11 protein-coding genes are annotated in these 11,448 nt (G+C 63.0%); all 11 read right to left on the reverse strand.

The window, feature by feature from the left end; translation table 11 throughout:
* Window positions 1-11: 11 nt before the first annotated feature.
* The 11 genes from ACVISU_RS05795 to ACVISU_RS05845 all read right to left on the reverse strand — a co-directional run bounded on the left by ACVISU_RS05795 (window position 12) and on the right by ACVISU_RS05845 (window position 11,164).
* On the reverse strand, window positions 12-839 hold the full coding sequence (locus ACVISU_RS05795; RefSeq protein ID WP_456706297.1) for an AAA family ATPase: 828 nt from the start codon (window positions 837-839) through the stop codon (window positions 12-14).
* A gap of 34 nt (window positions 840-873) precedes the next feature.
* Complete coding sequence (locus ACVISU_RS05800; protein WP_456706298.1) at window positions 874-1,893, reverse strand: alpha/beta fold hydrolase; 1,020 nt, start codon at window positions 1,891-1,893, stop codon at window positions 874-876.
* A 34-nt stretch (window positions 1,894-1,927) separates the two neighbouring features.
* A complete protein-coding gene (locus tag ACVISU_RS05805; protein ID WP_456706299.1) occupies window positions 1,928-3,259 on the reverse strand; it encodes a purine-cytosine permease family protein in 1,332 nt (443 codons plus the stop codon).
* A 78-nt stretch (window positions 3,260-3,337) separates the two neighbouring features.
* Window positions 3,338-4,375 (reverse strand): aliphatic amidase, encoded by a 1,038-nt coding sequence (locus ACVISU_RS05810; RefSeq protein ID WP_016845713.1) that lies wholly within the window; start codon window positions 4,373-4,375, stop codon window positions 3,338-3,340.
* A gap of 32 nt (window positions 4,376-4,407) precedes the next feature.
* Complete coding sequence (gene urtE, locus ACVISU_RS05815) at window positions 4,408-5,100, reverse strand: urea ABC transporter ATP-binding subunit UrtE (RefSeq protein WP_456706300.1); 693 nt, start codon at window positions 5,098-5,100, stop codon at window positions 4,408-4,410.
* Window positions 5,093-5,845, reverse strand: a complete 753-nt coding sequence (gene urtD / locus ACVISU_RS05820; RefSeq protein WP_456706301.1) for an urea ABC transporter ATP-binding protein UrtD — start codon at window positions 5,843-5,845, stop codon at window positions 5,093-5,095. The genes urtE and urtD overlap by 8 nt, the downstream gene beginning before the upstream one ends.
* Complete coding sequence (gene urtC, locus ACVISU_RS05825; RefSeq protein ID WP_456706302.1) at window positions 5,842-6,981, reverse strand: urea ABC transporter permease subunit UrtC; 1,140 nt, start codon at window positions 6,979-6,981, stop codon at window positions 5,842-5,844. The genes urtD and urtC overlap by 4 nt, the downstream gene beginning before the upstream one ends.
* Before the next feature lie 16 nt (window positions 6,982-6,997).
* Window positions 6,998-7,867 carry an urea ABC transporter permease subunit UrtB gene (gene urtB, locus ACVISU_RS05830; RefSeq protein WP_456706303.1) on the reverse strand — a complete coding sequence of 290 codons (870 nt, stop codon included), beginning with the start codon at window positions 7,865-7,867 and terminating at the stop codon, window positions 6,998-7,000.
* Between the two features lie 125 nt (window positions 7,868-7,992).
* Window positions 7,993-9,243: a transporter substrate-binding domain-containing protein gene (locus ACVISU_RS05835; RefSeq protein ID WP_050400090.1), complete on the reverse strand. Its 1,251-nt coding sequence runs from the start codon at window positions 9,241-9,243 to the stop codon at window positions 7,993-7,995.
* 128 nt (window positions 9,244-9,371) lie between these two features.
* Complete coding sequence (locus ACVISU_RS05840) at window positions 9,372-10,013, reverse strand: ANTAR domain-containing protein (protein WP_050400089.1); 642 nt, start codon at window positions 10,011-10,013, stop codon at window positions 9,372-9,374.
* Window positions 10,010-11,164, reverse strand: a complete 1,155-nt coding sequence (locus tag ACVISU_RS05845; protein WP_050400285.1) for a transporter substrate-binding domain-containing protein — start codon at window positions 11,162-11,164, stop codon at window positions 10,010-10,012. The genes ACVISU_RS05840 and ACVISU_RS05845 overlap by 4 nt, the downstream gene beginning before the upstream one ends.
* Window positions 11,165-11,448: the final 284 nt, after the last annotated feature.

The raw sequence follows: 11,448 nt of genomic DNA on the forward strand, positions 1-11,448 counted from the left end.
CCGGCTTCCATTCACGCAGAGGCCGCAATCACGTCACGCAGCGTGTTCCTGGTGTCCACGTCGTCAGTCAGGGGAACGACGATCGTGGTTTCGCAGGCCTTTTCGAGGCTGATGCCGCATCCGATCAAGCGGCCGGCATTGACCAGCATCCGGGTCGAAGCGCCCTCGTCGAGACCCTGGCCCTTCAAGTTGCGGCTGTGCTGGGCGATCCTTACCAGGAGATCGGCGAGATTGGGTTCGATGCCGGCCTCGCGCGATACCACCTCGGTTTCCGCCGACCGGTCGGGGTAACCGAAATCCAGCGCCGCGAAGCGCTGCTTGGTGGATTCCTTGAGGTCCTTGATCGCGCTCTGGTAGCCCGGATTGTAGGAGATCACGAGCTGGAAGTCGGAATGCGCGTAAATCAACTCGCCGCGTTTTTCCAGCGGCAGCACGCGCCGATCGTCGGTCAAGGGATGGATCACGACCGTCGTGTCCTGGCGCGCCTCGACGATCTCGTCGAGGTAGCAGATCGCGCCGAGACGCACCGCCGTCGTCAGCGGCCCGTCGCTCCACACCGTACCCTCCGCATCGAGCAGCCAGCGTCCGACCAGATCCGCCGCCGTCATGTCCTCGTGACAGGCGACCGTGATGAGCGGGCGGCCGAGCCGCCAGGCCATATATTCGATGAAGCGGGTCTTGCCGCAGCCGGTGGGGCCTTTCAGCATCACCGGCATGCGGTTCGCATAGGCTGCACCGAACAGTTCGACCTCATCCTTCAGCGGCCGGTAATACGGCTCCTGCCGGATGCGGTACTGGTCGAGCAGCAAAGCGGGATTGGACAAGCTCACGCCTCCCATGATCGCGCAGGCAGCCGTTCGCAACGGATTGACATCACGATGCAAGCAGTTCCTTGAGCTTGGTATCGATGAAGGCGACATCGACCGGGTTGGTCCCCGGCCCGCCCGCGAAATGGCCCCAGATCGACGGCACCGGCACGAACTTGGCATTCGGCATGTTCGCGACCTCGTTCTCGCTGTCTTCAGGCGGGAAGTAGAGATCGGTCTGCCCCGGCATGACATAAGCCTTGGCCTTGATGGCTTTCAAGGCAGCCTTGAAGTCGCCGTTGTAGATCTCGTTGGCGCTGATGTCGCCGTTCTGCCAGGTCCACAGCATGGTCAGCAGGTTGTTGGGATCCTTCGGCAGGAAGAAGCCCTCCCAGAACGCCACCAGGAAATCCTCCAGCGACGAATAGCCCATCGTCTTGATGTCGAGCTGCTCGCGATAGAACGCCTGCGAGAAGCCCCAGCCGGCATAGACCCGCGCGGCGGCACGCAAGCCGCGGGCCGGCTTGTCGGTGTACCAGCCCTCCTTCCATGCTGCATCCGCCGTGAGTGCGGCCTTGACGCCTTCGAGGAATACATAGTTGTGCCGCGAGCATTTCGCGGAGCCGCAGAACGGCGCCAAGAGATCCATCATGTCGGGATAGAGCGCGCCCCAATGGAACGTCTGCAACGCGCCCATCGACCAGCCGACCACCAGCCGGATGTGCTTGACGCCGAATTTCTCGGTCACCAGCCGGTGCTGGGCGCGGACATTGTCATAGGCCGTCACCTGCGGAAAGCGCGGCCCGTTGTACGGCTCCGGCGTGTTGCTCGGCGACGACGACAGGCCGTTGCCAAGCATGTTGGGAATGATGATGAAGTATTTCGCCGGATCGAGCGCCATGCCCGGCCCGATCAGCCACTCATTGTCGTAGTGCTGGCCGGAGTACCAGGTCGGATAGACGATCACGTTGTCCCTGGCCGCGTTGAGCTGGCCAAAGGTCTTGTAGGCAAGCTTGCAGTCGCGGAGGGTCGCACCGCGCTGCAAGGTCAGATTGCCGAGATCATAAATCTGATAGTCGACGCCCATTGATGTACCCTTCTTGCTTGATCGAGCTTGTCGCTTATGCGGGACGCACCACCTTTTCGGTGGATTTCACCCGCGCAATCGCCCCATACACGATGCCGGCGACCAGCGCGGCTGATATCGCAGTGGACAACCCCGGCATCAGATTTTCAACCGCAAAGGCGCACAGCGACCCGATGCCCCATGCAATGAACGGCTTCGCGCGCCAGTCCGCGTCCGCGCGCGACCCGGTGCGCAACAGATATTGATCGACCAGGATGATCGCGCCGATCGGCGGCACGAGAATGCCGAGCAGCGATAGCCACTGGATGAAGAACGCCCAGACGTTGCCCGCGGCGACGACGATGCCGATGGCGCCGAGTATCACGGCCATCAGCCGCATGTTGGTGCCGAGAATACGCGACCAGCCGGTGGCCGCGTTGTACAGGCAATGCGAGCAGACCGAACCGAGATTGGCGTAGAGGAAGATGAACGCGAGAACGCTGAGCCAGGTGAGCTGCTTGCCGTTCATGTAGCCGAACATGTTGTCGACGCCGAACGGGTTGGCATTCGGTACCGCAAGCGCAGCCGTCATCACGCCGCCGACCAGCATCGCCACCAGATTGGCGAACGGAAACGCGCTGAAGGTGGCCAACAAGGACGCCCGTGGACTCGGCGCCCAGCGGTTGAAGTCCGCGGTCACCGTGCCGGCGTCGATGAACAGCGCAAGCACCACCGTCAGGCCGACGCCCATCGACATGCTAGCCACGCCATTATTCCCGGCATAGCTGAAAATCGCCGCTGCCGTCGTGGTCGAGGCGGCATCGGCCGCGACCCAGAGGCCGAGGACGACAAAGAGCGGCACCGACGCCAGCCCGATATAGTGCAATCCCTTCACGCCGACGAAGGTGATCCCGATATAAAGCACGCCGGCGACGATGGTCATCGCTACATAGTTGAGGCCATAAGTCGAGGAGATCAATGCGCCGGTGATGCCGGTCTGCACCGCATACCATCCGAGCAACAGGGTCGACAGCAGGCCCGACGCCAGCACATAGCCCTTCTTGCCGAATACGATGCTCGCGATCAGCGCGAAGTTCATGCCGCGCCTGGTGCCGATCAGGCCGAGCGCGCCCACATAGGCGAACATGATCAGATTGCCGATGATCATCGCCACCAGGGCATTCTTGAAGCCCATCCCCAGCACCAGCAACGATCCCGTCATCGCGCCGGTGATGATCATCGGAAAGCCCAGCCACACCATGGTGACCGAGAAGGCGCTGCGCCGGGCGCTGATCGGCACCGGCTCGTGCTCGAATTCATGGCCGAGAAGGTCGTCGATCTGCCCCTCGGACTGATGCACCAGCCCGCTATTTGCTTCGCTGCTCATGGTAACCCCCGTTTCCCGTTGCAACAGCTTCGGAGCTGTGCCGGCGCGAATCGCGCTGGCACAGCCCGACTTCTCCAATCAACGATGTGCGACTTTCTGGTTCGGAATCCCCTCGATCGGACATTCGTCGGTGCCGACGGTCGGACGGGTCATGGCTTCAACCATCTCCCGCGTACCTTCGGGATCCGTGATCCAGTTCTTGTAGAAGGTGTACGGACAGACCGCGTGGCCGCGGTCACCGTCTCCGGAGTTGATCAGGCCGGTGTAGCCGCGATGCATCAGCTTGAAGAGATGGTTCTGCGACTGCATGTTGCGGCGAGCGTCGCGGATCAGCGAGACCGAGAGCTGGGCGTATTGGATGCCGTTCTCCTCGGTGCCGCACTCACCGAGCGTCCTTCCGTCAAATCCGATGAGCGCGGAATGGCCGAAGTAGGAATAGACGCCGTCGAAGCCGGAAGCGTTGGCGACCGCGACGTAGCAATTGTTCGCCCAGGCCATCGACTTCGAGATCTGGATCTGCTGCTCCTTGGCCGGATACATGTAGCCCTGGCAGCGGACGATCAGCTCGGCGCCGCGCATCGCGCAGTCGCGCCAGATCTCCGGGTAGTTGCCGTCGTCGCAGATGATCAGGCTGATCTTGAGACCCTTCGGCCCCTCCGAGACGTAGGTGCAGTCGCCGGGATACCAGCCCTCGATCGGCACCCACGGCATGATCTTGCGATACTTCTGGACGATCTCGCCCTTGTCGTTCATCAGGATCAGCGTGTTGTACGGCGCCTTGTTGGGATGCTCCTCGTGGCGCTCGCCGGTCAGCGAGAACACGCCCCAGACCTTGGCCTTGCGGCAGGCGTCGGCGAAGATGCGGGTTTCCTCGCCCGGCACCGACGAAGCCGTCTCGTACATCTCCTTGGAGTCGTACATGATGCCGTGGGTCGAGTATTCCGGGAAGATCACGAGATCCATGCCCGGCAGGCCGAGCTTCATGCCCTCGACCATCTTGGCGATGTTGCGCGCGTTATCCAGCACCTCGGCCTTGGTGTGCAGGCGCGGCATCTTGTAGTTGACCACGGCGACGCCGACCGTGTCCTTGCTGCTCGATATATCTCCATGCAACATGTCTCGACTCCCTTTCTGAACGATAGTTCCCGCTACACGGCCATGTGCAGCTGGATGAGATCATCGGTGAGCTCACCGATTGCGCCCTTGGCGACGACGCGTCCCTTTTCGAGCAACGCGAAGCGGTGAGACGCTCGCCGCGCGAACGCGACATTCTGTTCGACCAGCACGACGGTGATGCCGCGCTCGCGGTTGAGGCGGGTGATCACGTCCTCGATCTGCTCGACGATGTTCGGCTGAATGCCTTCGGTCGGCTCGTCCAGCAGGATGACCTTGGGCTGGGCAAGCAGCGCCCGCGCGATCGCAAGCTGCTGCTGCTGGCCGCCGGAGAGATTGCCGCCATAGCGATTGAGAAAGTCCTTGAGCACCGGGAACAGATCGAGCACCCACTCCTCGATGCCGTTGGCCGACTTCGCCGCAAAGGTTCCGAGCGTCAGGTTCTCACGCACGGTGAACTTCGGCAGGATGCCGCGGCCCTGCGGCACATAGGCGATGCCCGCCTTGGCACGCTGATAGGTCCGCAGCGGCGAGATGTCGGCGCCGTCGAGCGACAGGCGCCCGGTGCACCGGTCCATCAGGCCGAGGATGCTCCGCATCAGCGTGGTCTTGCCGACGCCGTTGCGGCCCAGCACCGACAGGAATTCGCCGTTGCCGACCATCAGGTTGATGCCCTGCAGCGCGCGGCTGTTGCCATAAAACGCGTCGACGTCGGTCAGCTCAAGCATGGCTGATGCCTCCCGATCCGAGATAGGCGCGGCGGACTTCCGGATGCGCCTCGACTTCCGCCGCGGTGCCCTCGGCCAGCATCTGGCCCATATGCATCACCGAGATGATGTCGCCGATCGCCTTGACGAAGCCCATGTCGTGCTCGACCACGATCAGTGTGTGCTTGCCCTTCAGCCGTACGAAAAGCTCGGCGGTCTTGCGGGTTTCCTGCGCCGTCATCCCCGCGGTCGGCTCGTCCATCAGGATCAGTTCGGCGTCCTGGGCGACCAGCATGCCGATCTCCAACCACTGGGTCTGGCCGTGCGACAGATAGGCGGCCGGCCGGTCGAGTTGCTCGGTGAGCCCGACCAGCTCGGCGAGACGTTCGATGTCTTCCCGGCCGGAGTGGCCGATGTTCCAGCGCAGATTGCCCAGCACGGAGGTGCGGCGCGCCCGCGCCACTTCGAGATTGTCGCTGACCGAGAGCTCCCGGAACACGCTCGGCACCTGGAACTTGCGGCCGACACCGGCGCGCGCGATCTCGTATTCCTCGAGATCCTGCAGCGCGGTGCCGTCGAAGCTGACGGTGCCGGCGCTCGGTTTGACCTTGCCGCAGATGATGTCGAGCGCCGTGGTCTTGCCGGCGCCGTTCGGCCCGATCAGGCAGCGTAGCTCGCCCTTGCGCACGCTCATGTTGAGCGAATTGAGCGCCTTGAAACCGTTGAAGCTGACCGAGACGTCGCGGAGGTCGAGATGCGAACTCATGTGCTGCCCTCCGTCTGGCTGACACCTCGTGCGACCGCGCTACCTGCAGCCCGTCTGCGCTGGGCAACCCAGCGCCAGTTGGCCTGCGCGAGGCCGGCGAGCCCCTTCGGCAGGAACAGCACCACAAGCACGAACAGCGCGCCCATCACCAACGTCCAGGTTTCCAGGAACGCCGCGGATTCCGACAGCGCGCCCTGCATGCCCGCGACCAGCACCGCGCCGAGGAACGCACCGACCAGGCTCTGCCTGCCGCCGACGGCGCACCACACCACCACCGAGAGCGAGAGCTGCACGCCAAGGAAGGTCGGCGAAGCGAACTCCATCACCACCGTGTAGAGCATGCCGGCGAGGCCTGCGATCGCGGCCGACAGCGCGAACACGAAGATCTGGTAGAGCGCGACGTCGTAGCCGAAGTAGCGCACCCTGCTCTCGTGATCGCGGATCGCCTGCACGATCAGGCCAGCCCTGGATTTGGTGAAGGCAAAGGCGACCAGCAGGCTGAGCAGCACACAGCCGGCGACGAGGTAGTAGGTCGCGCGGCCATAGGCATCGAACGCGACGCCGAACAGCTCGAGCTGGGCGAGATCGGTGATGCCGTTGAAGCCGCCGGTGTAGCTCTGCTGGTCGATGATCACGAGATTGATCACCACCATGGTCGCAAGCGTGATGATCGAGACGTAGACACCGGTGACCCGTCCGCGGAACATGAACCAGCCGAGTGCGGCCGCAACCAGCGCCGGCACGAGCAGGCCCGCCGCGATGGCGAAGCCGAGCGAGCGGAACGGCTCCCAGAACCACGGCAGATGCTGGACGTTGTTCCAGACCATGAAGTCCGGCAGTCCGCTGGCCCCCGTATGCACCGGCACGGTCTTGAGCTTCAGCGCCATCGCCATGGCGTAGGAGCCGAGCCCGAAGCTCATCGCCTGGCCGAGATTCAGGATGCCGCCGAAGCCCCAGGACAGCCCGAGCGATATCGTGAGGATGCCGAGCACCAGATAGCGCGCGACCTTGTTGAGCAGGAAGTCGTTGTTGAGCAGCACCGGGAGCGCAAACACCACGGCGCAGACGATCAGCAGGGGTGCAAGCTGCGCGATCAGGCGCTGCAATCCGTTGGAGTTGGAAGCATTCGACGGCATAGATGAGCGATCTGTCTCAGGTCCGCACGCGTGCGGTGAAAAGCCCCTCGGGGCGGAAACGGATGAGCACGACGATGGCGAGCAGCACGATCGCCTTGGCCACCGTGTCGTTCTGCAGGAAGGCGATGCCGCCGGAGAGTTCGCCGAGGATGAAGGCGCTCGCCACGGTGCCAGCGAGGCTCTGCACGCCGCCGAGCACAACCACCATGAAGGCGTCGACCACGTAGCCGGTGCCCATGTCGGGCGACACGCTCTTGAGCGGCGACACCAGCGCGCCGGCAAGCCCTGCAAGCCCCGCGCCATAGGCGAAGGTCAGCGCATAGACCCGCTTGGCGTTGATGCCGAAGGAAGCTGCGACCGAGCGGTCCTGGATGATGGCGCGCAGCTTCATTCCCACTGTCGTGCGGTTCATCAGCACCCAGGTCGCCCCGAACAGCGCGATCGACACGACGAACAGGAACACCCGATACGACGATATCGGGATGCCGAACACGTCCATGCTGTCGGACAGCGCCGGCGGCAGCTGCACATAGCGCAGCTCGCTGCCGACCATCAGCCGCACCGCCTGTTGCAGCATGATGCCGACGCCCCAGGTGGCGAGGATGGTGTCGAGCGGCCGGTTGTTGAGCAGGCTCAGCACGTAGCGCTCGATGACCCAGCCGAATGTTGCAACCACCAGGAAGATCGGAAGGAGGCTCGCGAGCAGGCCGAGCCCGAGATAGGTATGGAACACCCAGGCGGCATAAGCGCCGAGCATAACGAACTCGCCATGAGCGAGATTGATGATGCCCATCGAGCCGTAGATGATCGACAGTCCCAGCGCCACCAGCAGCAGGATCGACCCGATGCTGAGGCCTGTGACGATTTGTTCAATGAATTGGTCCACGTCGGGATCCGCTTTCGATATTCGATTTGGTGCGTCCTGCGCCTCTCGCATGTGTGCGAGAGACCGCTTTCGTTGCCGGAAGCCGGCCGCCGGCGCCGCACGCCGACGGCCGTCGTCGGCCCCCGTCAGCTCTTCTCGACCAAGCCCTTCTCGGTGCAGGACTGCCCGGGATAGGCCGCGTAAGGCACCGGCTTCAGCCAATCCTTGGCCTCGACCAGAATCTCGAACTGGCCGTTCGACTTCGCCTGGGCGATCTTGGGCCACAGCCAGGTGTGCAGATTATCCGGCTCGATCTGGACCTTGCCCTGCGGCGCGATCATTCCTTCGCCCTTGACCGCATCGCGGATGTTCGGCGGCGTCAGGTCGCTGGTCGCGAGCTTTTCGACGGCTTGCTTGAACAGATAGGTCTGGAAGTAGCAGGCCTCCGAGACGAAATGCGTCACCTTGTCGGCGCCCCAGCGCTTCTTGTAGGCCTCGACGAACTTCTCGTTCTCGGGCGATTTGTGCACCATGAAGTACGGCGCCGAGGTGAAGTGACCGGCGGCGGCTTCGCCGCCCATCGCCGCGACCTCGTTCTCGGAGGTCGTCAGGCTCGCCATCGGCATCTTCTCGGGATCGAGACCGGCCGCCTTGTACTGACGATGCAGCGCCACCACGGAATCGCCGACCACGGTGGAGAAGATCACGTTCGGTTGCGTCGCGCGGATCTTGTTGATGACGGACGAGAATTCGGAATGGCCGAGCGGCACATATTCTTCCGCCACGACCTCGCCGCCGAGCTTCTCGAGCAGCTTCTTGCAGTAGTTGTTCTCTTCCTTCGGATAGATGTAGTTGGAGCCGATCAGATAGAACTTCTTGCCGAACTTCTTGACCAGCCAGGGTACGAACTCGTCCTGCTGCTGGTTCGGCACCGCGCCGGTGTAAATGACGTTCTTGGAACACTCGCGGCCCTCGTAGAGCGTCGGATACCAATAGAGGTTGTTCTGCCGCTCGAACACCGGAAGCACCGCCTTGCGGCTCGCCGAGGTGTAGGAACCGAACACGCTGACGCATTTGTCGCCGACGACGAGCTTGCGCGCCTTCTCCGAGAAGGTCGCCGGATCGGACGCCGGATCCTCGACGATCGGCACGATCTTGCTGCCCTTGATGCCGCCGGCGGCGTTGATTTCCTCGATCGCAAGCAGCGTCGCCTTGTTGAGCGATTCCTCGATGATCGCAGTCGTTCCCGTCAGCGAGAACAGCACGCCGACCTTGATCTCGCCGCCCGCGGCGTAGGCGAGGTCGGCGTTCTTGATCCAGATATGCGGCAGTCCGGCGCCGGCAAACGCGCCAAGCGCCGCTGTATTCCTCAGCAAAGTCCGCCGTGAAATGCTCATCCTTAAGCTCCCTTCAGGACTGAAAAAACAAAAAGCCCTCCCGATGCGCGCTGACGCGAGCATTGGGAGGGCTTTGTTGCCGGTTGTGTCGAAGGCGGCGCTGTCGCCGCCGGCCCCGCTATTGGGGCTTACTGTTGATGATCGTAGCCAAGCAGTTCGAACGAGTCAACAATCGCCGCGGCGACTGCACTTGCCGACACGCGACGATCCATCGCCTGTCGTCTGATGAATCCGTAGGCTTCGGTTTCCGGCATCTGGCGCGTCGCCATCAGAATGGCCTTGGCGCGCTCCACCGTGCGCATCGAGCGCAGATTGTCGTCGAGTTTCTCGATCTTGCTGCGCAGCCGCCGTTCGTAGCTGAACTGGCTGCGCGCCAGCACCAGGCTGGACAACACGGCATTCTGCGTGAACGGCCGCGGCAGCACCGCGTTGGGCGTCGCATGACACAGCGCGTCGGCGTGAACGGTTTCCGTCGCCGGCAGGATCACCACCAGCGCGGAACGCGCATCGCCCGGAATCCACGGCAGACGCCGCGCCAGATCCGGCGAGTATTCGCAGTACACCACGTCGGCATCGGCCGGTACGCTCTCCGGCATCGGCCAGACCTGACGCACCCGCATCCTGAACCGCTGCAATTCGCGCAGCAACATGCCGACCTGATCGTCGACCGGCGCAACCACGACGGCCGACAGATCGGCCAGTTCCTGCACCATGGTCTTGCGTCCGCCGACGTCTCGGCTCAGCGACGGCTTACGCGACTGCTCGTTCATTGGACGCTTCCTGTTTGCGTTGCACGACCATATCCGATCAGGAACGGATCCGCATGCACCGGCTCCTTCGACTGGCTGACGACATCGAACTGGCCCTGGCGGTTGGCGCGTCCGATGCGGGTCCACAGATCGGTATGACCCGACATAGGGTTGACGGTGACGGCACCTTGCGGTGCATCAAAGCTGGTGCCGAACACCATCGAGCGCAGCACTTCGGTGTCGAGCGAATTGACTTGCTCTAGCGCCTTTGCGAACAGATGCAGCTGGAAATAGGATGCCTCGGCGCACATGTTGGTGGAGATATCGGCGCCGAACCGCTTCTTGAAGCGCTGCACAAACGCGTTGTTGGCGCTGCCCTCGACGCCCTGGAAATAGGATGCCGCGGTGACATGTCCTTCGCCGACGTCGAAGCCCATGGCGGCGATTTCGGCTTCCGTCGTGGTCAGGCTGGCGATCGGCACTTGCTTGGGGTCGAGCCCGACATTCGCGTAGGCCTGATAGAGGAAGACCGTGCCCTCCCCCACGACGGTCGAGAAGATCACATCGGGTCTGACCCGCTTGATGTCCTGGATGATCGGAACGAAGTCCTGCCAGCGTGCGTAGACGTTGACGTAGCGCTCGCCGACCACCGAGCCGCCGTTGCTCTTCAGCAGTTCCCGCATCACCCGGTTGGATTCGCGCGGATAGATGTAATCGGAGCCCACGAAATAGAATCGTGTTCCGAACGTATCCATCAGATAGCGGCACAGCGCGAGGCTGTTCTGATTCGGCGAGGCGCCGGTGTAGATGACGTTCGGCGACGCCTCGAACCCCTCATAGAGCGTCGGGTACCAAAGCAGGCCGTTCAGCCGTTCGACCACGGGCAGCACCGCCTTGCGGCTCGACGAGGTGTAGCAGCCGAAGATGGTGCTGACCTGATCCTCGACCATCAACCGTTTGGCATAGTGGCCATAGGCGGCCGAATCCGAGCCGGGATCATAGGCGACGGGAACCAGTTCGCGCCCGCAGACCCCGCCTCCCTCGTTCACCTCCTCGATCGCAAGCTGCGTGCCCTGATACTGGGTCTCCTCGATCACCGACATGAATCCGGTTCGCGAGAACAGCACGCCTATCCGCCACGGAGCGGAGGTCGCTTGAATAGGGTTCGACATGATCAGGCCCTCGACAGAATTGGAGGGACGAGAGGGATTATTGTTCTTGTTGCTCTCGAACAGCATTGCCGGGGGCGGAAGATTGCATGTCGCCTGCCGTGAGACAAGCGCCCAGGCAGCTCATCCTGTCAGCGCCGCTGACGCGAAAGCAGGCAATCGGGAAGTCGCCAGCGACGGATCACAGGTGCAGCGCACAGCGGAGCATCTATCTGAGGTAGCCGCACCGCAGGTCTGCCGCATCAAGGCTGCCGGTCACCTCGCGGACATCAACCAGAAGGTTGAGA

The sequence above is a fragment of the Bradyrhizobium sp. USDA 4452 genome, assembly GCF_054063575.1.